This window comes from Porticoccaceae bacterium LTM1, from assembly GCA_030252795.1.
Lineage (GTDB): Bacteria > Pseudomonadota > Gammaproteobacteria > Pseudomonadales > Porticoccaceae > SCSIO-12696.
The window spans coordinates 2,937,930-2,961,396 of the sequence record CP127080.1 but is presented as its reverse complement, the minus strand read 5'-3'; the positions used below and the strand labels follow the sequence as shown (position 1 = coordinate 2,961,396).

Genomic DNA, 23,467 nt, shown 5'->3' with positions numbered 1-23,467 from the left:
CCCCCCTTGGCATTTGATGCTCACGTGAAAATTGAGAGCACTCCCAATGAGCCTCTCAAAAAGGGAGACGATTTAGAAAAAATAGTCCTCAAAAAAAATTGATCTATTTCACTCGCTTTACACCGATATAGCGATTTGTGCCTACTATATGTAATTTGTAAAAGCCAAAAATATTCTTCTTGATTTCTACTTTAGGGGAATTTATTTCAGTTTCCCAGCTCCCCTTGTCGCGTTGTTCCCATAGTTGGCCATTTTTTAGTTTAAATGTCGTTTTCCCACTCCAGCCGTAAAAGACGCCATCAATTTCTGATTCAATCAAGGCGCTTTCTGCTTCCCGAACTTCTTTAGTGGTTTGGCGTATGGTCTTGGCGTCATGGGCTGTGTATTGAATGAGCCACTGGTTGAGAGAATCGATTTCAGTAGGTGTCAGCTTATGCAGCCCGCTGCTTTGAAATTGCTGCTCTGTCATGAGTTTCTTTATGCCTGGAAAATCGTCGCCATAGCTTGGGTTAAACATCGAAAGTAAAAACAAGAAAACGAATATGGTTTTTTTCATGGCGTCATTTCCAGTTAGAGAGTAACCCTCTTAATTTAAAAGGGACTTGGCAAAACTGGCAAATAAATTAAATGAAGCAACAATCTTTACGAATCAAGATGAGAAATAAAAGTAAAAAAGGGCCACCAGGGGGGCGTACGTGGCCCATTAAAAATGCTTTCAATTATTGTTGTTGAAGAGAGAGGAGCCGACCGGTTAGGGCCGGCTCCCGGCAGTTTGTTGAAAACTATCGACTTTGCTATTGCGAAGCGAAAGCGTTTCTCAACAGACTGCCATTCTTACAAAAGTTGCACTCTTCTTAGAAGCTGTAGTCAGCTTTGAAGTAAAGGGTGCGACCGTATGGATCGACATAGCGAGGATCCCAACCAACCTGGTGACCGGCACCTTCGGTGCGCAGAGACAGTGGTGGCTCCTTGTCACCCAGATTGTTGATACCGAATGCCAGAACAAGGCTGTCGTCCATCATGCGGTATTGGGTCTGGTAGTCGATAGTGGTGTAAGACGGAACCTGCATCTGAACCTGAATGTCGTCACCGAAGCTGCCGTCACTCTCCAGCAAGGTTACCCACTGCAGCTGGTCGCTGTAACCAGAGCGGTAATTCAGGGAAACGCTGTGGGTGAAGTTGCCGTGATCCAGCACCGCATTCAGCTTGATGATATCGCGGAAAGTAACCGCGGCATCAGCACCAAAGCGGCCCAGACTGCTGCCGGTCAGTGAGCTTTCTGATTCCAGGAAGTGTGTTCCAGACAAAGAAGTAGACAGTTGTCCGAACGACAGTTCATAGGTCTTGCGGAAATTGTAATCGATGCCGCTGTTGCTGGAGGAGCCAACGTTAACGGCTGCCTGGATAATTGCCAGTTCATCTTCACCAGTAGACAGGTTTGGCTTGGTGGTGAACAGGTCGCGGTACTGCTGCGGGTTAGCAAAAATCTGAGCTTCTTCCAGGCGCTCAACCAGGTCCTTCATCTCAATGTTCCAGTAATCGATGGTCGCACTGAAGCCTGATGAGGCAGTGAATACGGCACCGAAGGAGTACTGGGTTGAGGTCTCGGACTTGAGGCCGGCGTAGCCCTGACGGAATACGTTGTACTGAGATTCGCCAGACAGACAGAACTCAGCCAGCGGGTCACCAGCAGGGAACGGGCAGGCAAAGTTGCCGGATGTTACGCCGAACTCTGACAGCGGCTCGCCAATTTCACGCATGGACGGGGCCTTGAAGCCGGTGCCGTAAGAAGCGCGCAGGGACATGTAGTCGGTAACATTCCACAGGGCGCTGACTTTGTAAGTCAGGTCGCTGTCTGATTCGTTGATGTCACCGCCGTTGATCTTGTCTTTAACTGCGCCGATTTCGTCGAAACGGGTAGCCAGGGTTACTTCCAGTGTGTCGGTAACCGGCAACAGCATTTCTGCGAACATGCCCCACTGGCTGCGCTCCATGTCGTACGGAGTGTCCTTGCTCAGGAAGAGCAGGTCTTCATTGGCGTTGGCTTCGGCGATAGTGCGATCGTAACGGGTAGTACGGTAGTCAAAGCCAACCGCAACCTGTGCTTCACCGCCATTCATTTCAAATACTGGCATAGAGGCCTTGCCGTCTATTGCTGAAACGGTGATCTTCTCTTTGTCCCAGTCACCGCTGTAGATGGTGGGGGCAAGGGCGGCCATATCTGAGTCAGTAAAATCGCTTGGGTGCGCGAAGATATTGAAGTCACCATTACTTACGGCGTCCTGGAACGGCTCACGCAGTAACCAACCGGTTGGGTAATTCTGATCGCGGTTGTTTACAGAGTGAGTGACTGCACCTGAATAATCGATGTCACCGAAGTTGCCTTCAAGGCCAAACGTCAGGTTCAGCGATTCTGATAACCATTCAGTTGTACGGTTGGAGGCTGGCAGCGCACGCCAGCGGCCGTCAACGGAGGTCAGGCCAGCCAGCTCTTCGTCGGTCAAGTGCGGCAGTACTTCGCTCATAACCAGGTCGGAGTCATTCGGTAACCGAACCCAGCCTGTTGGATATGGTGCGATACGAGTGGTCATATCGTAAGTGGAGTATGCGCCAGTAAAGAAACCTTCCAGGTTGTCGGAGAATCTGAAGCGAGCGTTTGCGAAGAAGCTATCACGATCAGATTCAGGAATAATTTCAATAGTACTGGTGTAATCGAACCAGCACTCATCGCCGATTGGAGAGGTGTTTTCTGCACAGTCACCGTTAGCGGCGCTGTAGGGGTTAAATACGCGAGTTTGTTCTACGCCGTCACCATCGATGTATTTAACACGGGCGTTGCCAGGAATGGCATTGCCGGAACCGTTAAAGAAATACATTTGCTGGGTGTAAGAGGGGTGATCGAAGGTGATAATGCCGGACTTGGCAAAATCGCGATCCTTGGAAGCCAGTTGATCCTGGCGGTGGTGGCTGTAAGACAGAACAACACTGTAGCCGTCCGCGTCAATGTCACCGAAACCGGTGGTTACGTCAAAGCTCCAGCTCTCGCCACCTTTTTCTTGCGGGGTATCCATACGAGCACTGATAGAGGTGCCTTCGACAGAATCCTTGAGGATAAAGTTAACAACACCGGCAATTGCATCGGAGCCGTAAAGTGCGCTGGCGCCGTCGGTCAGAACCTCTACGCGTTCAACTGCACTCAATGGAATGTTGCTCAGGTCGATGGAGCTGCCTGAATCAGCGGGAGCCATGCGACGTCCATTCAGCAGTACCAGTGTGTATTGGTCGCCCAAATCACGCAGGTTAGCCGTTACGATACCGCCACCACTGCCGCCAACTGAGTCAGCAGTAGTGGTGAAACCTTGCATTGCTGGCAGAGACTGTACCAGCTCGCCAACGCTAGCAACGCCACTGCGTTCGATTTCTACTTTGGAAATAATTTGAACCGGGAGGGCGCCATCCAGATCGCGTTTAATACTGGAGCCTGTGATAACTACTTCTTCAATTGGTGCTGTATTGTTCTCAGTATTCTCGTCAGCAAGAATGGTTTGTGAGAAGCCAAGCGCGCTAAAGCCCAGTGCAGAACTTATGGCGACAGCCAAAGATTTCTTAATCATTTAAATACCCCTTAATGAAACGATTTTTATAATCAATGGATCTAAAGTTTCGAATCCGATTGTGAGACGGGTGGAAAAGCATTTACCTCAAAGAGGTTTTAAGCTGAAAACGTACTGAAAAAAGGTTTTAGATGGGATGATGTTGAGAATATCAAGTTGATACTGGAATAAAATTTCAATAATTTTTTGTTCTAAAAAGGTATGGCTTATTCCTCTGAGTAATTTTCGATTTTATGTTGCAGTGCGACCATTCTGCAGGCATTGGTCCTGTAATATTGTTGTAATATTTTTGTCTTTAATAGGCAGAGAGGAAGGTGTCGGTACAGATGTACACATTTGCTTCAATATATGTGAAATATATTTTATGAATTAAGAGGTCTGATTGAAATAAAGCCTCAAATTGCGAGATGTATTTTTAAGCAATAAATGATTTGGGGTGGCCGAAAAAAGTTTAAGAAATTTGAACTTTTTATTGAGGGAAAATTTTTCTGGTTTACTCTCGAGCGAGTTTTGTGAGTTAGCTCACACGGAGAGTGTGATATTCAACGGTTGTATAGAGTGGTTGTTTGAGAGCTGAATCAATCTGATGGTGACGAGCGTTACTAAAATTTCAAAGTGATTTTGGCGTAACCAAATCGGCCGGTGGCATCGTAGTTTCGCGCATCAAAATTATCATTGAATGCAGCCGCCGCAAATGGCGGTGCTCTGTCAAACAGGTTATCAATGCCAAGGGTCAGGCGAGCTTTTCCCTGCAGGGTCTGGTAACTCATCTGTACGTCGTGTGTAACCCATGAAGTGATAGAGCGTCGCAATTCAGAGCCGGGAATTGTCTCGGTAAGAGAGCCGACATAATTCAGGGAGTAAGCCGCTTCCCAGTGCAGGTGTTGCCAATAAATGTTCAGGTGAGTTTTCCATTCAGGCAGAGTGCCCTGGCCGTCCGCTGCGTCGTCCTCAAATGTGCCTGCAAGATCTTCTGCTGGTGATAGCGGTGAGCTTTGAGAGAGGTATTCCATCAGGTGTGTGGCACTGAGATTTGTGGCGATTGAACCATATTCACCAAGCCCTAAAGACCAACTGGCACCTATATCCAGGCCAGTGACTTCCCTTTCGCCAAGGTTGGCCATCGTACTGATAACTCGAATAATCTCGCCATTGGCATCTCGAAAAACCCTGTCGCCATATTCACCGGTCGTTGCGTTGCTGGTTACAAAAAACTGGGCATTTGCGTCAATGACATTACTCTGCTGAATATGGAAATAGTCCAGGGTAATCGAGAGGGAGCCGAGCTCCACTGGTTGCCAGATTGTGCCCAGCGAGTAGCTGTTCGAATCCTCGGGTTTTAATGTGGCATTACCGCCCAGTTGAGTAAGGTACTGCATCCGCAGTGGGTCAGTCTGTTGCTGGCAACCGGGCAGGACACCGACATTTTCAGGTTTGGAACAAGGGTCGGACAAGCGGCTCTGGTTCTCGCTTGCGCCTTTATAAAGCTCAATCAAAGATGGGGCTCTGAAACCGGTGGCGTAGGTGGCCCTGAATGTCCAGTCCTCGTTCGATTGATAACGAAGTGAAGCTTTTGGATTTGTAGAGTTGCCAAAATCACTGAAGTGGGAATGACGCAGAGCAAGGCTGAAGTCGAGGTCTTTGACCCACGGTTTTTCGCTTAAAAGTGGCACCATCCATTCCATGTAGGCTTCAAAGACATTGCGGGTTCCGCTCGAGGAGGTGAAATTATGACCGCCGATCAGGTTATTTTGGGTAGCCAGTTGATCCGGTGTAATGTTCATGGATTCGTGGCGCATCTCACCACCAAATGCCAGTCCGACTTCACCGGCGGGAAGGTCCCACAGCCATGTGTTCAGGTCTACGGTTAGGTTGCGCAATTCGGTTTCACCTGTGGAAGTGGAGCCGGTTTTAATCCAGCCGACTTGCTCCTGGTCCAGAGAGCCGGTGGGCCCAAACAGGTTAATGGCTACACAATCTTCGCTGCACTGGTCAGGTGACCCCAGGCCCTGTCTCAGCCTGTCAGCATTGATCAGTCCGGTAAATTCCTCGTTGGCGGAAGTTCGGCTCCAGTTTGCGGTTGTGGCCCACTCCCAATCTTCCAGATGACCTCGCAACCCCAGAGAGATTCGTGCGGCACGGTTTTTATTAAACTTGGCGCGTTCACCAACCTCAAGCATTCGACGGCGCACATCGCCTATTTCGGTATCAAACGGGTTGTATGGATTATCTGCCGCCACCATGATCGGTGTATCTTCAAAAGCGGTAAAAATTGGTGTTGGCGCAAATGTAATCTTGGATTTTGTGTGCGTGTAACTGGCGGACAGGGAGCCGATTATTCGCTCACTGATTTCATATTCGCCATTGATAAACAGGTTCGTACGCTGGGATGGTGTCAGTGACGAGGTGTAATCGAGGAAATCAAAGAGATCTTCATCGGTGGCTTCCCGAAAATCCGAACTGCTGTCTCCGGAGGTGCCCTCTTTGACAATCATTGTTGTTTCATCAATGGTGATACGTGCGCTCGGTGTTGCTGTCGAGCGTTTATCAATACCGCCCAATGGGCGACTATCTGCATCCCGTGACAGTTCGCGGTCGCGACTGTTAAAGCCGTCCTGTTCATAATGGTTCAGGGCAATCATGTAAGAGCCTTTGCTGCCCTGCCGTCCCCAAACTGCATTTGTGGTGATGGTGCCGTTGTCGCCATGTCCGCTTTGGCCGTAATAGGTTTCCAGCTGTAAGCCATCGAATTGTTTGTGCAGAATAATATTTACAACACCGGCAATGGCGTCTGAGCCGTAAATGGCTGAAGCGCCATCTTTGAGGATTTCAATGCGCTCAATGGCTGCGGTGGGTATGGTATTGATATCGACGGATTTTCCGCCAAACCCGTTGCTTGCTATGCGCTGACCGTTCAGTAGCACCAGGGTATTGCTTGCGGGCAGGCCGCGCAGGGTAACTGTGGCGGTGCCATCTCCGCCGTTGCTCACTGCGGTGCTGGTGGAGTTGCCGGAGGTTACCGGAATATATTTCAGTAAGTCAGATAAGGACTCGGCACCGCTCATACGTAATTCGGTTCCGGAGAGAATTTCTACCGGAGCAAAGCCGTTGAGATCTGCCTGTCGCAACCTTGAACCAGTTACCTTGCGGCCACTCACCATCAGTTCTTCGATATAAAAGAGCTCTTCGTTACTGTCGGGGGTGGATTCGGAGACCACATGTTCCGTTTTCGCACTGACGATTGCGACAGCTCGAGGAGAAATGACCTGCAGTTCCAGATCGGAGCCTTCAATAGCCAGTTGTAAGGCCTGTTCAATCGTCATGTTGCCCGATATGGCGGTGCTGTCGAGTTTTGTGACCGTTCGGTCAGAAAAAATGATCGAGATCTTGGCTATTTCACCCAATTTTACCAAGGTCTCTTTGAGTGATTGGCTGGGTAGGGTGATCTCATAGGCGTCGTGTAGGCCAGCTGTTGCGGAGCCGCACAGCAGTGCACACAACAGTCCGGTTGCCAGCCTGTTGTGCCTGAAGCCCTTGTATTTGCTCGATTTACGACGCTGTCCCAACGACATCGACCTCCGTTACAGCACAAGTCAGCCACGGGCTGACCGGAACCGGTTAGTCAGTTCTAAGACATTAATGTGAGAGGTTATATCCTGTTAACGGACTTGTACAACTTTACTTTGCCGTTTTCGAGGGTGCCTTCCAGCTGCTCAAGGCTGGCGGCAACGGCGAGGGCGGTGTCAATCGGCGCTTCAATAGAGAAGGTGCCGGACACGGGGACAAATGCGATATCGTTGGAAAGCAAGGATATCGGCGTGGAACTGTAGCGATTCAGGGTTGCAACAACCTCGTGAAGAGGGGTGTTGTCGAATTTAACCTGTTGGTGGCGCCAGGCGGTTATTGCTTCCAGGTCTACCTTGATTGGCTCAATACCACTTTCATGGTTGTAGGCCGCTGCCTGATCAGCTTCCAGGATAGTGGCCTGGGACGGATAGTGTGTTGAGGCAACTCGTACTGCGCCCTCAGTAACGACTACTGTGGCGGCTTGCTCGGTGGTCCGGTAGACGTTGAAGCTGGTGCCAAGCACCTGTGCGGAGACATCTCCAATTTCTACAATAAAGGGGCGCTCGCTGTCTTTGGCCGTATTGAAGAAAACTTCACCTTTCACCAGACGAATCGTTCTGTGCTCGTCATCAAAACGAACTTCCAGCTCTGAATCTGTATTGAGCTCTACAGTGGACCCATCACTGAGCGATACAGTCAACTGTTTGCCTACGTTAGTTTGATAGTGTTCTACCGGTAGGGTGGGTTGCAGGCCCAGCCAGGCAACAACTGCAATAGCTGCTACGGCAAATCCACCGGAAAGGCGCAGCCAGCCAAAACGTGGCTTGGCGGTCTGTTTGGCTTCGGGGATCAGGTGATCCATCGGCATGGCTTTGACTACATCCAGTTCGCCGGAAAAATCTGCGATCTGGGTGAAGGCGATTCGATGGTCTTCACTGGTGGTCAGCCACTCGGAAAATTGATCCAGCAATGAGTCGTCCACATTTTCGCCACGCAAACGCACAGCCCATTCGCACGCTTCATCGAGCAAATCGTCTGTGGATGTGTAAGTATAAGTGGCAGTCATCGCCTGAAAATTCCCCGAAAACGGCTCATAGTTTTATATCGCTTGCCCAGTGTAGACGAACTGGAATGAATCGTCCTCATCATTGAGTGTGAATTAGATGATTTGTTTCGTGACCAGATCGTTATTATTTCTCACTGGACGGGTCTTCGACAAGAGCCCGGCGGCATTGTTTCAATGCTTCCAGCATATATTTTTCAACACTGCTCACCGAAACATCCATCAATTTGGCGATATCGCTGTAAGACATGCCCTTGTTTCGATTGAGCAAAAAAGCCTGCCGGACATTGTTGGGCATCGATTCGATCACGTCGTAAATGCGTTGTACCCGCTCACGAGCTTCCATTAACTCTTCCGGGGAGTGCTCCCCTGCAGTCAGTCCGGCCGCTTCATCGCTGTCTACCCTGGCTCGCTCGCCATCGAGATAATTGTTCATGCGCACTTTGCGGCGCAGTTGATCCACCGACAGGTTGGCGGCCACCTGAAACAAAAAGGCACGCGGATTCTCAACCTCATCAGGGTTGTCCAGAGTGTAAAGGCGCATAAAAGTGTTTTGAGCGATGTCCTCGGCGTCCTCCCGGTTGTTCAGTCGCCGGGTCAAAAACCGCACCAGAGTGGCACCGTGCTCCTTGATTAATTTTTCAATGCGCTGTTTATTCTTGTAATTCATGCTGGGTTTGCGAAGATGTCCATAACCCCTCCCGACAGGCAATCTAATCAATGCCGGAAAAAGAAGCAATTGCCATGCAACGGATTTCTCTGAATGTTGATGATTTTGTACAGATCAGGAACTCGCTGGATGAGCTGATCTTTCAGCCTAGAAATGATCACACACCAGCTAACCCACTGCTTCTCAGGCATCTGCACGACTACCGATTCCCTGCCAGACAGGATCCTCATGTCGAGTTTCGAGTCGGGCATATAGAGACACAAGGTTTTAGGGTGTGTTGTTATTACTGGCTGCCGGCATCGCCTCGCGGCACCACCTTTATGGTGCATGGCTACTTTGATCACGTTGGTCTGTATGGCAATTTGATCGAACACCTTATCCAGCAGGGGCAGGCCGTGGTAGCTTTTGATCTACCGGGCCACGGCCTGTCTGATGGCGAGCGACTGGCGATCGAAAGTTTTGCCAGCTATGAGTCCGTTTTTGCAGACTTGCTGGACCGGTTAAATCACTTTCCCCGTCCATTCAGTGTTGTTGGCCAAAGCACTGGTGCGGCTATCGTGTTGCGTTTTCTTCAATCAAGGAATGCCCGGCACGAACCATGTCCTTTTCGCAATATCTGGTTGCTTGCACCGCTGATCAAGCCCTGGCACTGGCACTTCAGTATCTGGCTGTACCGCTTGCTGAACGGACGAATGGTGACGACGAAGCGCAAATTCAGGCGCAACTCCCATGACATTGTATTTGCCGAATTCCTCGAGCATCACGAACCACTTCAGGTGGACCGAATCCCTCTGGTTTGGGTGGGTGCGATGAAACAGTGGATAGCGGACTTCAACGAAGCGCCCTCCTGCACTTGGCCAATCACAGTAATTCAGGGGCAACAGGATACAACGGTGGACTGGCGCTACAATATCTCCGCTATAGAGCGACAATTCCCAAATGCAGAGTTAGTGTGGTTGCCGCAAGCGATGCACCACCTTGTAAATGAACGCGAGGACATTCGCGCCCAAGTGTTTGAACACATACATCCCGATTGATGAATAGTGCATTATCCGATTCTGTTTTAAAGAGCCTGGCCAATGTGGTCGGTAACCGCTATGTGCATACTGACCCCAACACCCTAGAGGATCTGGGGGTGGATCGCACCCGCTTTTGGCAGCCTGCACCGGTGGCAGCAGTAAGGCCAGAAAGCGTCGAGCAGCTGCAAGCGATTGTGAAACTGGCCAATCAGCACCAGTTGGCACTGGTGCCATCCGGCGGACGCACCGGATTAAGTGGGGGGGCTGTAGCTGCCAATGGAGAGTTAGTCGTTGCCCTGGATCGCATGAACCGGATTCTCGATCTTGATACCACCGATCGTACCCTGCGTTGTCAGGCAGGAGTCATTACTCGTCAGGTGCAGGATGCCGCTGAGCAGCACGGGTTGTTTTACCCGGTAGATTTCGCTTCCTCGGGCTCCAGCCAGATTGGCGGCAATATCGCTACCAATGCCGGTGGTATCAAAGTGATTCGTTACGGCATGACCCGCAACTGGGTACGCGGCCTTACTGTGGTTACCGGCGCAGGTGATGTGCTGGAGCTCAATCACGGCCTGGTCAAAAACAACGCCGGTTACAACCTGCAGCAGCTGTTTATTGGCTCAGAGGGTACGTTGGGGTTTATCGCAGAGGCGACTCTGCAACTCACCCGGCCACCGAAAAGCTTGCAGGTAATGGTACTGGCGATGCGAGATCTGCCGGCAGTTCTCGAGGTGCTGAAAGTATTTTCAAGGGCTGTGGAGTTGACCGCCTTTGAATTTTTCACCGAGCGTGGCTTGCAGATCGTGGTAGAGGAGGGGTCTTCACGCCCCTTTGCCACCGTAGCACCCTGTTACGTTTTACTGGAGTTCGATGCGGTCTACGAGCTGGATCAGCACCATGCCGAAGCAGCCTTCAGCGAGTGTTTGGATCAGGGCTTGATTGTGGATGGTGTAGCCAGCCAGAGTGTTGCCCAGGCGAAAGCGTTGTGGTGCTTGCGTGAGGATCTTCCCGAGCGGCTGCACCGCTACCAGCCCTACAAGTCAGATCTGTCGGTTCGGGTGTCCCGGCTGCCGGGCTTTGTTGCGGATATTGAGCGTCTGGTGACCGATATGGATCGGCGTTTTGAGGTGGTCCTATTTGGTCATATCGGTGACGGTAATATCCACGTCAATATTCTTAAACCCGATGAGATGACCACCGAACAATTTGCCCGGCACAGTGAAGTAATAGGTGATGAGCTGGCAAGATTGGTGTCCCGCTACGAGGGAAGTGTGTCCGCCGAGCATGGGATTGGTTTGCTCAAGAAAGCCAGTCTCGGGTATTGTTGCAGCGAAACGGAAATTGACTTGATGAAACAGCTGAAGCAGGTGTTTGACCCCAACGGGATAATGAATCCCGGCAAACTGTTTGATTAAAAGGAAGCGAAGAGAGACGGATTATGAACGAGCAGACACAAATGTTGGATGAAGAGCAGGCACGCAACCTGACCCTGGCGGTATATATCCTTCAGGCGGCGGGCTTTTTTGTCGGCGGCATAACCTGGGTTGCCGGAGTAATCATCAATCACATTAAACAGGACAGTGTTCAGGGCACCTGGTACGCCAGCCACTTTCGCTGGCAGATGCGCACTTTCTGGTTTGCGTTGTTGTGGCTCGCTGTGGCTACCCCACTGATTTTTGTCATGATTGGCTTTTTGGGCTATGCCGCTGTCTGTATTTGGGTGATTTATCGCATCATTCGCGGTTGGCTGAATTTTAATGAACGCAGGCCGATGTATGAACTCAGCTGAATTACCTGCCTACCAGCACGTCCTGGATGGTAAGCAAGTCAATTTGCCTGTTGGAAAGATTGTGTGTATTGGCCGCAACTATGCCGAGCACGCACGGGAATTAAATAACCCGATTCCTACAGAGCCACTGCTGTTTATAAAGCCGGCTACTACTGTGGTGCCGATTGCCCCGACGTTTTCCATTCCAATGGACCGTGGAAGCTGCCACTTTGAAACTGAACTGGCGATTTTGGTAGGTGAGCGGCTGAGCAATGCCGATGAATCGCAAGCCGAAAAGGCAATACTTGGCGTGGGGGTGGCACTGGATTTAACCCTGCGGGATGTACAGCAGCAGTTAAAAGAGAAGGGCCAGCCGTGGGAAAAAGCCAAGGCTTTTGATGGTGCCTGCCCGTTGTCGGAATTTGTCTCTTTTGATGGCGATCTGCAGAATCTTGAATTTTCACTCATCCAAAATGGCGAAGTTCGTCAGCAGGTGAACACATCCGATATGCTGACGCCGGTATTAAAGCTAATGGCGTATATCTCTGGGCACTTTACTTTGATGCCCGGCGATGTGGTGCTCACCGGCACGCCAGCTGGTGTTGGGCCGCTAGCCGTTGGTGACAGCCTCTGTGCAGAGCTGACCGGGCTGGTTCGCGCGGAGTCGACAGTGCGATAACCGCGCGAACAGCTTTCAAGCCTCAACAAATGGCTCGATTTGATAACAGGGAGTGTATTCGCCTTGCAGCTTCATGCGGTTTTGGGCCACAAACTGTTTCAGTAGCGCTTCCATCTCCACCATAATCGACGGGTCGCCATGCAGCTGATAAGGCCCGTGTTTTTTGATCTGGGCGATGCCGTAAGACTTCACATTACCCGCCACAATGCCTGAAAACGCGCGACGCATTTCTGCTGCGAGAAGGTGCACGGGTTGATCTTTGTCCAATCGCAGGCTCGCCATATTTTCATGGTTGGGATCAAACGGTTCTTGCAGGTTCCACTCTATATAGGTGTGCCAGTTAAAGTAGTAGGCTTCCTGGTGTTTGCGGCGGTGACGGTGGACCCGGTCGATTGCCTCTTTAATAGAGCGTGCGGCACCCTGGGGATCGCCGACAATAATCTGGTAATAGTCTGTGGCATCTTCACCCAGAGTGTTGCGAATAAAACGATCCATCACTTCAAAGTAGCCACGGCTGCACTCCGGCCCGGTGAGAATAAATGGCAGGGGGTGTTCGCGGTTTTTCGGGTGCAAAAGAATAGCCAACAGATACAGTATCTCTTCGGCAGTTCCTGCACCTCCCGGAAATACCACAATGCAGTGTGCCAGGCGAACGAAGGTTTCCAGGCGCTTTTCAATGTCCGGCAAAATCACCAGCTCGTTCACAATCGGGTTCGGTGATTCCGACGCGATAATCCCCGGTTCCGAGATTCCCACATAACGGCCGTCGTGAATCTGCTGCTTGGCGTGGCCGATGGTGGCACCTTTCATTGGGCCTTTCATTGCCCCCAGGCCGCAGCCGGTCGCCACATTCAAGCCGCGCAGGCCGAGTTCGTAGCCCACTTCCTTGGAGTAGTCGTACTCGGTGCGGCTGATGGAGTGGCCTCCCCAGCACACGGCTAGATTGGGAGCGAGGTTAGGGCGTACTACGTCGGCATTTCGAAGAATACGAAATACCGCATCAGTTACCCCGTCGGAAGTCTTCAGGTCAAACTTGGTATTGCGGGTAATTTTCTCATGGGTATACACCACGTCCCTCAATACAGCGAACAGGTGATTCTGAATCCCCCGAATCATCTGGCCATCCACAAATGCAGTGGCTGGAGCATTGAACACACGTAGTTTTAAACCACGTGATGTTGGTTCAACCTGAATGTCAAAATCGGCAAACTGATTGAGCATCTCCTCGGCATCGTCAATTTGACTGTCGGTGTTCAATACCGCCAGCGCGCATTGTCGAAATTGCTGAAAAATATCGGCATTTGTTGCCAGCAGCTCGGAGATCTCCCGGTGGGACAACAGCTCAAGACTTTTAATAGGCCGTACACTGGCCTCTTTGACTCTTTCCATAGCGGTACCTCTCTTGTTATCCGCTTGTTGTTATCACTTCTCTTTATTTGCTCTCCTCTTAGAGTATCGATTTATTGAGAAGGTTTATTTTCAGTATGGACGTTGTTTGGCGTACGTGAGAGGTAAATGATTGGGAATCAGCTGACTGAGTCTCGTGGAAACAGAGCTAAAAAAGGTCACCCTGAGGGGATTGATCGGTATCTTCTGCGCCGGTTTTGCCCTTTTGCTGGGCCCGTCGTTTTCGAATCTGGCAAGCCTGGACGATCTGCCGTTTCACATCGTTGTTCAAGCTGTTCCAGTATTGGCGCTCTTCGCGTTTGCGAAAACAGCCCTTGCACATGCCGTTGGGGCCATTTTCACATACGCCGATGCAAGGATTGGCAATATCGAAAAACTCAAACTGCTCTACAGACACAATATTGCTGGCTCAAGGAAATTTGTTCCTACTTTAATCAAACCCGTGGTCGGTATCCAGCGAAAGCGCAGTGGTTACATGCCTTTATCTGACCAGACTGCCAGCTCATTTCCGCTGGGCTCGGTGAAATGAAAGCGTCGGCCGCCGGGAAAGCTGAAAATCGGTTTGACTATTTTGCCGCCTGCCCCAGCGACTTTATCGAGAGTGCCTTCAAGATCCTCGCTGTAAAACACCAGCAGTGCACTTCCTTGAGAGGCGGTTGAACACTTGTCAGATCGCTCAAAACCGCCGTCCAGCCCTTGATTGGAAAATGCGGTGTAGTCTGGGCCGTAATCAACAAATTCCCAGCCAAATGCCTGCTCGAAAAATACCTTGGTTGCTTTCAGGTCCGACGCCTGAAATTCCACATAATTAAGTTTTTCGTGTGTGTTCATTGAACTGGATTCCGTTCAGTTTGTAATCGGTCACTATAGCAGCGTATAACCGCACAACCCCAGCAGACCTATATTGGCAAGCAGCCCAAGCATAAAGAACAGCGTGCGGGGACTGGGGTTCTTTTCGGTGGCGATGGCAAAGTAGAGCACCATATGCAGTATCCGTGAAATGGCAAATACCCAGATAAACAGCGCCGTCCAGAAAGGCTCTGCACCTACCAGAAAGGCCAGCAAAATGGTGCCCAATATTGCCGGGGCATTTTCCAGTGAATTCATAAATGTGCGGTGTGCGCGAAACACAAAGGAGGAGTGACTCAGGCTTTCGTCAATCTTTCCGGGAATTGCTCCCGGTAATCTGGCCTTCGGCCCACTGGCCACAAACCATTGCACGATCCAGGTCAGAAGAATGATCAACAAACCCCATAGCGCGGGTGTATAAATTTCAGTCAGGTTCATTATATTGACCACGGTTCCTTATGAATGATTTCACTATCCTAGCCTATTCATTGTCCAATCAATGCGACCAACCTGAAATAAAAATTTCTGATCAAATTTCTTGCCTTTTTTAAGTGACGCTCGTCACGGAATCTGTAAAGTTAGTAAATACCAACATTGCAAAATCCACAGGTTTTCCACAGGGTTATACATACTAAATTAACAACATATGGTGTTGCGAAACGCTGAACTGCACACTATATTGTGTATCAAGAAAAGGGCGTCCCTAGATGTAGTGTTGTTGGGTCTGTGTTGTACAGAATACCGAGCAGTTCACTGGTTGAGGCGCCTTTTTTTATGGCGAACAGCGCCATATTTTGGTTGTAAGGGGCGGTTTTGAGCACCGAACATCAAAACCAGACACTTATTCTCATAATAAAAGCAGGTTGGCAATGAACAGCAGCAATATCCAGGTCACCAAGCGTGATGGTCGTACCGAAACCATTGATCTCGATAAAATTCACAAAGTCGTCATGTGGGCCGCAGAAGGCCTGGATAACGTCTCGGTGTCCGAGGTAGAGCTGAAAGCTCACCTGCATTTGGTGGACGGAATTAAAACCGCCGATATTCACGAAACCATGATCAAATCCGCAGCGGACCTGATTTCCGAGCAGCGTCCGGATTACCAGTACCTGGCGGCGCGACTGAATATTTTCCACCTGCGCAAAAAAGCTTACGGCCAGTACGAGCCACCCAAGCTGTTCGACCACGTTGCCAAAATGGTCGACACAAAACGCTACGACGAAAGCCTTCTGGAAGATTACACCCCGGAAGAGTTCGACGAGATGGACTCGTTCCTGGATCACACCCGCGATCTGAAATTCAGCTATGCGGCCGTGAAACAGCTGGAAGGTAAATACCTGGTTCAAAACCGTGTGACCGGCGAAATTTTCGAAAGCCCACAGTTCTTGTACGTGCTGATCGGTGCCTGCCTGTTTGCCAGCTACCCGAAAGAGACTCGTATGGATTACATCCGTCGTTTCTACGATGCGGTGTCCCTGTTCAAAATCTCCCTGCCGACGCCGATTATGTCCGGCGTACGCACCCCGACCCGTCAGTTCAGTTCCTGCGTTCTGATCGAATGCGGCGACTCACTGGATTCTATTAGCGCTACTTCAGCGGCGATTGTTCGCTACGTCAGCCACCGCGCTGGCATTGGTGTAAACGCCGGTCGCATTCGCGCGCTGGGTTCGGAGATCCGCGGCGGCGAAGCATTCCATACTGGTTGTATTCCGTTCTACAAGCACTTCCAGACAGCAGTTAAAAGCTGTTCTCAAGGCGGTGTACGCGGTGGAGCGGCGACTCTGTTTTACCCAATCTGGCACCTGGAAGTGGAATCACTGCTGGTACTGAAAAACAATCGCGGCGTGGAAGAAAACCGTGTGCGTCACCTCGACTACGGTGTGCAGTTCAACAAGCTGATGTACGAGCGCTTGATCAAGGGCGGCAATATCACCTTGTTCAGCCCATCCGATGTGCCCGGTCTGTACGACGCGTTCTTTGAGAACCAGCCGCTGTTTGAAGAGCTATACATCAAATACGAGCAAGACCCCTCGGTTCGCAAGAAAACCATCAAGGCGGTGGACCTGTTCAGTCAATTTATGCAGGAGCGTGCTTCAACCGGTCGTATTTACCTGCAGAACGTTGACCACTGCAATACCCACAGCCCGTTTGACCCGAGCAAAGCGCCGGTACGCCAGTCCAACCTGTGTCTGGAAATTGCCCTGCCGACTGCACCGCTCAACGACATTAACGACCTGGATGGCGAAATCGCTCTCTGTACCCTGGCGGCCTTTAACCTTGGTGCACTGGATTCGCTGGACGATCTGGAAGAGCTGGCCGACCTGTTGGTTCGTGCACTCGACAGCCTGCTGTCCTATCAGCACTACCCGGTTCCTGCTGCCGAAAAAGGCTCCATGGATCGCCGTACTTTGGGTGTGGGCGTTATCAACTACGCCTACTATCTGGCCAAAAACGGTGCGCGTTACTCCGACGGTTCCGCTAATGGCCTGACTCACCGCACCTTTGAGGCGATTCAGTACTACCTGTTGAAAGCTTCTAACCAGTTGGCGCGTGAATTTGGTACCTGTCGCAAGTTTGACGAGACCCGCTACGCCCAGGGCGAGCTGCCGATCGACAACTACAAAAAAGACCTGGACGCGGTGTGCGATGAGCCGCTGCACATGGATTGGGAAGCGCTGCGCGAAGATATCAAGCGCGACGGTTTGCGCAACTCAACCCTGACAGCATTGATGCCGTCCGAGACCTCCAGCCAGATCAGTAACGCCACCAACGGTATTGAGCCGCCGCGCGGTTTCGTATCGGTGAAAGCCTCCAAAGACGGTATTCTCAAGCAAGTGGTGCCGGACCTGGATAAATACCGCGACAACTACGAGTTGCTGTGGAGCATTCCCAGCAACGACGGATACCTGCAGCTGGTGGGCATCATGCAGAAGTTTGTCGATCAGGCGATCTCGGCCAACACCAACTACGACCCGGCCAAGTTCCCGGAAAATAAAGTGCCGATGAAGCTGCTGCTGAAGGACTTGTTGACTGCCTACAAACTGGGCCTGAAAACCCTCTATTACCACAACACTCGCGATGGCGCTTCGGACCAGAGCAAAGTGGAAGAAGAGGACAACTGTGCCGGCGGAGCGTGCAAGATTTAAGTGCCTGTCACTGTGAGTGCAGTGAACAACAAAATAAAACCTGATAGTTATGTCATCCCCGCGCAGGCGGGGATCCATTTGAAAGAGTAAGTAACTGGCCATGGCATACCAAACGTTTAATCGCAACGACTTCGATGCACTGAAACAGCCGATGTTTTTTGGTGAGAATGTCAATGTTTCTCGCTACGACGTTCAAAAGCATAAAATTTTTGAGCAGCTGATCGAAAAGCAGTTGTCGTTTTTCTGGCGTCCGGAAGAAGTGGACTTGTCCAACGATCGCGGCGATTTTGCAAAACTGCCGGATCATGAAAAACACATTTTCGTCAGCAATCTGAAATACCAGACCCTGTTGGATTCTGTACAGGGTCGTTCACCCAACGTTGCGTTGCTGCCGATCGTGTCACTACCAGAACTGGAAACCTGGATTGAAACCTGGTCGTTCAGCGAGACCATTCACTCCCGTTCCTACACCCACATTATTCGCAATATCATTCCGAATCCGGGTGAGATTTTTGATGACATCATGAGCAACGAATACATTATTCGTCGCGCTGAAAGTGTCACCAAATATTACGACGACCTGATCGAAGGCGTGAATAATTACAACAACTTCGGTGAGGGTACTCACATTGTAAACGGCAATGAAGTTGTGGTGGATTTACGCGACCTGAAGAAAAAGCTCTACCTGACCATTGCCTCGGTCAATATTCTGGAAGCGATTCGTTTTTACGTCAGCTTTGCCTGTTCGTTCGCATTTGCCGAGCGCGCAAAAATGGAAGGCAATGCCAAGGTAATTAAACTGATTGCCCGCGACGAAGCACTGCACCTGACATCCACTCAGCACATGCTGCAAATTTTTGCCAAAGGTCAGGACGACCCGCAAATGGCCGAAATTGCCCGCGAGTGTCAGGACGAAGTTATCCAGATGTTCCGCGATGCAGCGCAGCAGGAAAAAGACTGGGCCGCGTATCTGTTTAAAGAAGGCTCCATGATCGGTTTGAATCAGCAGATCCTGAGCCAGTACGTTGAATACATTACCAACCAGCGTATGCAGGCGATCAACCTGCCGGCGATTTTCGATGTGAAGAGCAATCCACTGCCGTGGATGGACGCCTGGTTGATGAGCGACAATGTACAGGTTGCACCGCAGGAATCAGAAATCAGTTCCTACCTGGTGGGTGCCATCGATTCGGAAGTCAACTCCGAAGAGTTTGATGGATTTGCTCTGTAAAACTCTGCTCGCTGCTCACCCTGAGTGTAGCGAAGGATCTCTTACTTAAAATGAAAAGATCCTTCGTTTCACTCAGGATGACGGAATTAAAAAATCAATATTAGACAGGTGGCGATAAAAAACGTGTCCACCGAAAAAGACAAGAACAACGATATGGCGCAGCAATCCCTGATCGCCGACCCAGATTTTCATCTCGACAATAAGCCAGAAAAACCGGTTTTTGAACTGGAGCCCGACGCCGTGGATCTATTTGCGCCTTACAGTGCCAGCGAAAGTCTCGACCGCTTTCAGCAAGTTGAGTTCTATATTCCGCTGGGCAACCCGGAACAACCGGAGGCAACGCCGCAAATTGAATTTGACGGCATGGCCAAGCCGGTTCACGCGGTGTCGGTGTGCAATATTGAAGGCAATGAAAGTGCCCGGGCCTCGGTGCATTTTCAACATGCCCATACCTTACTTGAGTCTCTCGAAGCACAAGGTGTTGCAGTGCCTTATCAGTGCCGCGATGGATACTGTGGCAGCTGCCGCACCCAATTGCTGTCCGGTGAGGTGGCGTACTTGCAGGAGCCAATGGCGTGGATCAACGACGATGAAATCCTGCCTTGCTGTTGCGTGCCTAAAACTGACCTCGAATTAAAATTGAAAGGCTAGTCGTAGAATAGCTTATTCAGTTTCGGTCTCTAAATTCTGTTTTGGTGGCACAATTTTAGTGCTGTGAGAAGAGATCACCTTCCATTCGCCGTTAATTTTGCAATAACTAAAAGTTGCTCGTGAGCCGGCAGCTTCCGGTTTTAATCGAACCCGATAGCTTACAATGGCGCTGTTGCCGTATTGGCGCATTTCAATTTCATCGACTATTGGGTTGTAGTCAGGAGTAGGTACAACATTGGGAAGAATGTCTTCCTTGGTATAGTTCTGACCATCGCGGGACCAGGTGAAAATAAAATCGTCAGTGAAAACATCACTGTATTTCTGTTTATCGCCTTCCCTGATGGCGCTGTTGAATTGTTCAATCTTATCCAGTAATAACTGACGGTCTTCGTCTCGTACTTGGTCGGCCAGTGCCAGGTTGGATGTTACGAAAAAAAGAAGTGCTAATGCTTTTTTCATTACTACCTCCTAGTTAAGTTGTGATGTCAGCTGTTGTTTAAGGCGAATCATGTTTAGTGCGGCTTGATCAAATACAGTTTCTATTTCGTCAAAATCGAGTGTTCTGATACCTATCAGCTCGGGGCGAAAATAGAGGCTTGGAGGCGATATTTCCATCTTTTGTTCCACCGCTTTTTCCAGCATTAAATCAAACATACCCAGTGCGGCGTCGAATACGTTGGGAACCGGTTTGTCGGTTTTGGGCTTGCGAGTTGGCGCTACATCAATGGCAATGGTGTAATCGCAAGTCTTTGCAACAATGTCGTAAGGGAGGTTGTTTACCAGTCCGCCGTCCACCAATACCCTGCCTTCAAATTCAACTGGTGCAAAAACGCCGGGTATCGCCATACTGGCAGTTAGTGCTGGTAACAGTTCCCCACTGTCAAAAATAATCTGTTCGCCACTCCAGAAGTCAGTTGCTACGATGGAGAGCGGAATTTCCAGCTCTTCAAATGTAGTCGCTTCAATTTGTTCCATCAGGTAACCGATGATGCCATTTGCGCTTAAAAACCCCCCGCGTTTGAGTGAGGGTTTTGCAAACGTCAGCCACTTAAACAGATCGGATTTCTTTTGAAGAATATCTTTGAGTTGGTCGTCTTTACGAATGATGTGGCGCTCTACACCAGAGCGAATTTCTTTCCCGCTAAGCCCGGACGCATAGAGTGCGCCAACCAAGGCCCCCATACTTGTACCGGAAATGGCTGCTGGACGAATTCCCAGTTTGTCCAGTTCCTCAAGCGCAAGCAGGTGCGCCATACCCCTAACGCCGCCGCCTCCTAAGGCAAGCCCAATTTTATTCATCGACGAGACTCCGTGGGCTTTTCGAGCTGGTAAATGGTGTCCTGGATAGATTCCAGCTGCTGTTGGAGGGCGGCCTGTGCATCGTAGAGGGCACGATTGTAAAAATACCCACCGATCTCTTGGGCAAAAAAGTCAAGCAGGAATTCGGCATCAAATGAACCCACCTCAATATCCAGCTTTTCTAGTAGGTACCTTTGAATCTTCGGGGTAATGGCGGCTTTTTCATCCGCTGAAAAAGTGATTTTGGACATTGGTCAAATCCCTGTCTGCTGAGGCTGGTAATGGATCATTATCCGCGCTTTTGTTGTAAATAAAAGGCATAATACCCGCAAATAGATTAAGGGTATTTGTCCATGAGTATTGAACAGGCTCTGCTGCAGCGCAGTGACTCCAAATGTGAGCTTTGCTCGTCCCCCGAACATCTCTCGGCACTGGATGTACCGCCGGTTGATGCGGCTGAGGTTGATAAAGCGGTGATGGTTTGCCAAACCTGTCGCAGCCAGATTGCCGGAGAGACGGATCTGGATGTAAATCACTGGCGTTGCCTGAATGACAGTATGTGGAGTCAGGTGCCGGCGGTGCAGGTGATGGCCTGGCGTATGCTCAAGCGTTTGGACAGTGAAGGTTGGGCCCGGGACTTGCTGGATATGATGTATCTGGATGATGACACCAAGGCCTGGGCAGAAAACGACGGTGCGGTGCACGAAGATGATGACTATCCGCCGGCTTTTGACAGCAACGGTGCCAGGCTGTTGGCTGGGGACACGGTGACCCTGATTAAGGATCTCAACGTAAAAGGCACCAGTTTTGTCGCCAAGCGCGGAACTGCAGTGCGCGGGATCGGCTTGACCGACAACCCGGAGCATATCGAAGGCCGGGTGAATGGAACTCGTATTGTGATTCTGACCAAGTTTGTGAAAAAGCAGGGTGCTGAGCAGGCGGGCTCCTGAGTTAGAAAAACCACTTTTGTTGTCATCCTGAGCGCAGCGAAGACAAAAGCGCATAGCGCGTTGGGCGCCGAAGGCGACAATCTCGACCTATGTTGAGATTTTGTATTCGTTGCACTCAGGATGACAGTATTGAAAGATCTTCTAAAAACTTCTCCATCGGAAAATTTTTGCCCGGACACTTGGTGTGTTCACCGGGTGTATAACCGTGGCCGGAAATGTTGCTGACTGGAATTTGGTGTTCAATCATTAGTGATTTCACCAAATTAATGAGCGCATCGTACTGCTGTTTCGGAACTGTCTGCTCTTCAAAATTTCCTATCAGGCAAATGCCTATGCCGCGAAAATTACGATCCCGGTTATTTGTCGAAACGTGTGTTCCCCAAATGTGATACTCCTTACGCCAGTCGCTGGCGATTTCACCCATGGCCAATCCATTGCCGTTGCCGATCACATAGTGATAGGGAATGGCGTCAATGGGATCGCGCGATTGTCGTTCACGGTGCACCTGTTGCAGAAATTCAATGGTGCCGAAATTGCCGGCACTATGATGGATAACAATGTAGTTCCAGCGCCGCGGCCAAAAATAACTGCCTGTTGTAAAACCCGCTAAGGCCAGTGTTGATCCAATTAAAAATTTGCGACGGTTCATTAATAACAGTCCTGTTTGTCTCTACAACAAACAGTATTGGCGTAAGTAATTTAAGCTGCCAGACGAAAAATTAGAGAGATAATGGAACGGGGTGGAGAGAAATTAACTATTGTCCCGCATTGCACGTCGCTTCATGCGGGCTACTCAACTTTGTAGCCCGTATGGAGTGATAACGAAATGCGGGAAGAATTTAAAAATTACGCGTCTGACGCCTTGATGGTTTTTACGCCATCCGCAGTGCCCAGCAGTAACAAATCTGCCGGACGCAGGGCAAACAGGCCGTTTGTTACCACACCGACAATTGCATTGATCTGCTCTTCAATTTTGCGCGGTGTAGGAATGCGGAAATTGTAGAGGTCGAGAATTACGTTTCCGTTGTCAGTAACTACGCCTTCGCGGTAAACCGGATCGGCACCCAGTTTTACCAGCTCGCGGGCGACGTAACTGCGTGCCATTGGGATCACTTCAACTGGCAGCGGGAATTCACCCAGGGTGTCTACCCACTTGCTGCCGTCGGCGATGCAAACAAATTCTTTGGAGGCCGCGGCGACAATCTTCTCGCGGGTCAGTGCGGCGCCGCCACCTTTGATCAGTTCCAGTCGCGGGTTGGTCTCGTCGGCACCGTCGATATAGATATCCAGCTCGCCGGCACTATTGAGATCCATCACTTCAATGCCGTGCTTGCGCAGTCGCTCAGCTGAGGCCTCGGAGCTGGCAACGGTGGCGCGGAACTTGGCTTTGTGTTCGGCCAATGCGTCGATAAAGCAGTTGGCGGTGGAGCCGGTGCCGATTCCTATAATGCTGTCGTCGTTGATGCGGGTCAGGGTGTAGTCCACGGCTGCTTTGGCAACCGCCTGTTTCAATTCGTCCTGCGTCATAGACATGGTATCGGCTCTTTTTTAATG

22 protein-coding genes are annotated in these 23,467 nt (G+C 50.4%); 8 read left to right on the top strand and 14 right to left on the bottom strand.

Annotated elements, in window-relative coordinates; all coding sequences use genetic code 11:
* Positions 1-103: 103 nt before the first annotated feature.
* The 5 genes from QP938_12890 to QP938_12870 form a co-directional block, all read right to left on the bottom strand.
* On the bottom strand, positions 104-556 hold the full coding sequence (locus QP938_12890) for a hypothetical protein (GenBank protein WIO74178.1): 453 nt from the start codon (positions 554-556) through the stop codon (positions 104-106).
* Positions 557-854: 298 nt separating this feature from the next.
* Positions 855-3,614 (bottom strand): TonB-dependent receptor, encoded by a 2,760-nt coding sequence (locus QP938_12885; protein WIO74177.1) that lies wholly within the window; start codon positions 3,612-3,614, stop codon positions 855-857.
* 602 nt (positions 3,615-4,216) lie between these two features.
* The gene (locus tag QP938_12880) at positions 4,217-7,186 is read right to left on the bottom strand and encodes a TonB-dependent receptor (GenBank protein ID WIO74176.1); all 2,970 of its coding nucleotides are present in this window, start codon (positions 7,184-7,186) and stop codon (positions 4,217-4,219) included.
* A 77-nt stretch (positions 7,187-7,263) separates the two neighbouring features.
* The gene (locus tag QP938_12875; protein WIO74175.1) at positions 7,264-8,247 is read right to left on the bottom strand and encodes a FecR family protein; all 984 of its coding nucleotides are present in this window, start codon (positions 8,245-8,247) and stop codon (positions 7,264-7,266) included.
* Positions 8,248-8,371: 124 nt separating this feature from the next.
* Positions 8,372-8,914, bottom strand: coding sequence for an RNA polymerase sigma factor (locus tag QP938_12870; protein ID WIO74174.1), 543 nt, complete (start codon positions 8,912-8,914; stop codon positions 8,372-8,374).
* Positions 8,915-8,964: 50 nt separating this feature from the next.
* Here QP938_12870 and QP938_12865 point away from each other — a divergent pair, with 50 nt between their 5' ends.
* Genes QP938_12865 through QP938_12850 form a run of 4 tightly spaced genes read left to right on the top strand, consistent with a single transcriptional unit; the run spans position 8,965 to position 12,380 of the window.
* A complete protein-coding gene (locus QP938_12865; protein WIO74173.1) occupies positions 8,965-9,951 on the top strand; it encodes an alpha/beta hydrolase in 987 nt (328 codons plus the stop codon).
* Positions 9,951-11,348 (top strand): FAD-binding oxidoreductase, encoded by a 1,398-nt coding sequence (locus tag QP938_12860; protein ID WIO74172.1) that lies wholly within the window; start codon positions 9,951-9,953, stop codon positions 11,346-11,348. The genes QP938_12865 and QP938_12860 overlap by 1 nt, the downstream gene beginning before the upstream one ends.
* A gap of 23 nt (positions 11,349-11,371) precedes the next feature.
* A complete protein-coding gene (locus tag QP938_12855) occupies positions 11,372-11,722 on the top strand; it encodes a hypothetical protein (GenBank protein WIO74171.1) in 351 nt (116 codons plus the stop codon).
* The gene (locus tag QP938_12850; protein WIO74170.1) at positions 11,709-12,380 is read left to right on the top strand and encodes a fumarylacetoacetate hydrolase family protein; all 672 of its coding nucleotides are present in this window, start codon (positions 11,709-11,711) and stop codon (positions 12,378-12,380) included. Before QP938_12855 ends, QP938_12850 begins: the two co-directional genes overlap by 14 nt.
* Positions 12,381-12,395: 15 nt before the next feature.
* Here the strand turns inward: QP938_12850 and ppnN are convergent, their stop codons facing one another.
* The 4 genes from ppnN to QP938_12830 form a co-directional block, all read right to left on the bottom strand.
* Entirely contained in the window at positions 12,396-13,769 is a 1,374-nt protein-coding gene (gene ppnN, locus QP938_12845; protein WIO74169.1) for a nucleotide 5'-monophosphate nucleosidase PpnN, read from the bottom strand.
* Between the two features lie 166 nt (positions 13,770-13,935).
* Positions 13,936-14,184 (bottom strand): DUF1289 domain-containing protein, encoded by a 249-nt coding sequence (locus QP938_12840; protein WIO74168.1) that lies wholly within the window; start codon positions 14,182-14,184, stop codon positions 13,936-13,938.
* A gap of 74 nt (positions 14,185-14,258) precedes the next feature.
* Positions 14,259-14,618, bottom strand: coding sequence for a VOC family protein (locus QP938_12835; GenBank protein ID WIO74167.1), 360 nt, complete (start codon positions 14,616-14,618; stop codon positions 14,259-14,261).
* 33 nt (positions 14,619-14,651) lie between these two features.
* Positions 14,652-15,074, bottom strand: a complete 423-nt coding sequence (locus tag QP938_12830; protein ID WIO74166.1) for an MAPEG family protein — start codon at positions 15,072-15,074, stop codon at positions 14,652-14,654.
* 431 nt (positions 15,075-15,505) lie between these two features.
* On the opposite strand from QP938_12830, the gene nrdA reads away from it, so the two are divergent.
* The 3 genes from nrdA to yfaE all read left to right on the top strand — a co-directional run bounded on the left by nrdA (position 15,506) and on the right by yfaE (position 19,664).
* Positions 15,506-17,782, top strand: coding sequence for a class 1a ribonucleoside-diphosphate reductase subunit alpha (gene nrdA / locus QP938_12825; GenBank protein ID WIO74165.1), 2,277 nt, complete (start codon positions 15,506-15,508; stop codon positions 17,780-17,782).
* A 100-nt stretch (positions 17,783-17,882) separates the two neighbouring features.
* Complete coding sequence (nrdB, locus tag QP938_12820) at positions 17,883-19,013, top strand: class Ia ribonucleoside-diphosphate reductase subunit beta (protein WIO74164.1); 1,131 nt, start codon at positions 17,883-17,885, stop codon at positions 19,011-19,013.
* 399 nt (positions 19,014-19,412) lie between these two features.
* Entirely contained in the window at positions 19,413-19,664 is a 252-nt protein-coding gene (gene yfaE / locus QP938_12815; protein WIO75671.1) for a class I ribonucleotide reductase maintenance protein YfaE, read from the top strand.
* Between the two features lie 12 nt (positions 19,665-19,676).
* Here the strand turns inward: yfaE and QP938_12810 are convergent, their stop codons facing one another.
* Genes QP938_12810 through QP938_12800 form a run of 3 tightly spaced genes read right to left on the bottom strand, consistent with a single transcriptional unit; the run spans position 19,677 to position 21,214 of the window.
* Positions 19,677-20,123, bottom strand: coding sequence for a nuclear transport factor 2 family protein (locus QP938_12810; GenBank protein ID WIO74163.1), 447 nt, complete (start codon positions 20,121-20,123; stop codon positions 19,677-19,679).
* Positions 20,124-20,132: 9 nt separating this feature from the next.
* A complete protein-coding gene (locus QP938_12805; protein WIO74162.1) occupies positions 20,133-20,963 on the bottom strand; it encodes a patatin-like phospholipase family protein in 831 nt (276 codons plus the stop codon).
* Positions 20,960-21,214, bottom strand: coding sequence for a DUF2164 domain-containing protein (locus tag QP938_12800; GenBank protein ID WIO74161.1), 255 nt, complete (start codon positions 21,212-21,214; stop codon positions 20,960-20,962). Before QP938_12800 ends, QP938_12805 begins: the two co-directional genes overlap by 4 nt.
* A gap of 102 nt (positions 21,215-21,316) precedes the next feature.
* Here QP938_12800 and QP938_12795 point away from each other — a divergent pair, with 102 nt between their 5' ends.
* Positions 21,317-21,913, top strand: coding sequence for a PhnA domain-containing protein (locus tag QP938_12795; GenBank protein WIO74160.1), 597 nt, complete (start codon positions 21,317-21,319; stop codon positions 21,911-21,913).
* Between the two features lie 115 nt (positions 21,914-22,028).
* Here QP938_12795 and QP938_12790 read toward each other — a convergent pair whose 3' ends face one another.
* Together QP938_12790 and rpiA are read right to left on the bottom strand one after the other, a co-directional pair.
* On the bottom strand, positions 22,029-22,562 hold the full coding sequence (locus QP938_12790) for a peptidoglycan recognition family protein (GenBank protein ID WIO74159.1): 534 nt from the start codon (positions 22,560-22,562) through the stop codon (positions 22,029-22,031).
* Between the two features lie 197 nt (positions 22,563-22,759).
* Complete coding sequence (gene rpiA, locus QP938_12785; protein ID WIO75670.1) at positions 22,760-23,440, bottom strand: ribose-5-phosphate isomerase RpiA; 681 nt, start codon at positions 23,438-23,440, stop codon at positions 22,760-22,762.
* Positions 23,441-23,467: the final 27 nt, after the last annotated feature.

Coding starts and splice junctions, on each gene's coding strand:
- QP938_12855 (WIO74171.1), top strand. CDS start 11,372: ATGAACGAGCAGACACAAATGTTGGATGAAGAGCAGGCACGCAACCTG.
- QP938_12835 (WIO74167.1), bottom strand. CDS start 14,618: ATGAACACACACGAAAAACTTAATTATGTGGAATTTCAGGCGTCGGAC.
- QP938_12830 (WIO74166.1), bottom strand. CDS start 15,074: ATGAACCTGACTGAAATTTATACACCCGCGCTATGGGGTTTGTTGATC.
- QP938_12885 (WIO74177.1), bottom strand. CDS start 3,614: ATGATTAAGAAATCTTTGGCTGTCGCCATAAGTTCTGCACTGGGCTTT.
- QP938_12850 (WIO74170.1), top strand. CDS start 11,709: ATGAACTCAGCTGAATTACCTGCCTACCAGCACGTCCTGGATGGTAAG.
- QP938_12890 (WIO74178.1), bottom strand. CDS start 556: ATGAAAAAAACCATATTCGTTTTCTTGTTTTTACTTTCGATGTTTAAC.
- QP938_12860 (WIO74172.1), top strand. CDS start 9,951: ATGAATAGTGCATTATCCGATTCTGTTTTAAAGAGCCTGGCCAATGTG.
- QP938_12810 (WIO74163.1), bottom strand. CDS start 20,123: ATGAAAAAAGCATTAGCACTTCTTTTTTTCGTAACATCCAACCTGGCA.
- nrdB (WIO74164.1), top strand. CDS start 17,883: ATGGCATACCAAACGTTTAATCGCAACGACTTCGATGCACTGAAACAG.
- QP938_12880 (WIO74176.1), bottom strand. CDS start 7,186: ATGTCGTTGGGACAGCGTCGTAAATCGAGCAAATACAAGGGCTTCAGG.
- QP938_12805 (WIO74162.1), bottom strand. CDS start 20,963: ATGAATAAAATTGGGCTTGCCTTAGGAGGCGGCGGCGTTAGGGGTATG.
- rpiA (WIO75670.1), bottom strand. CDS start 23,440: ATGACGCAGGACGAATTGAAACAGGCGGTTGCCAAAGCAGCCGTGGAC.
- QP938_12795 (WIO74160.1), top strand. CDS start 21,317: ATGAGTATTGAACAGGCTCTGCTGCAGCGCAGTGACTCCAAATGTGAG.
- QP938_12800 (WIO74161.1), bottom strand. CDS start 21,214: ATGTCCAAAATCACTTTTTCAGCGGATGAAAAAGCCGCCATTACCCCG.
- ppnN (WIO74169.1), bottom strand. CDS start 13,769: ATGGAAAGAGTCAAAGAGGCCAGTGTACGGCCTATTAAAAGTCTTGAG.
- QP938_12875 (WIO74175.1), bottom strand. CDS start 8,247: ATGACTGCCACTTATACTTACACATCCACAGACGATTTGCTCGATGAA.
- QP938_12790 (WIO74159.1), bottom strand. CDS start 22,562: ATGAACCGTCGCAAATTTTTAATTGGATCAACACTGGCCTTAGCGGGT.
- QP938_12870 (WIO74174.1), bottom strand. CDS start 8,914: ATGAATTACAAGAATAAACAGCGCATTGAAAAATTAATCAAGGAGCAC.
- QP938_12865 (WIO74173.1), top strand. CDS start 8,965: ATGCCGGAAAAAGAAGCAATTGCCATGCAACGGATTTCTCTGAATGTT.
- nrdA (WIO74165.1), top strand. CDS start 15,506: ATGAACAGCAGCAATATCCAGGTCACCAAGCGTGATGGTCGTACCGAA.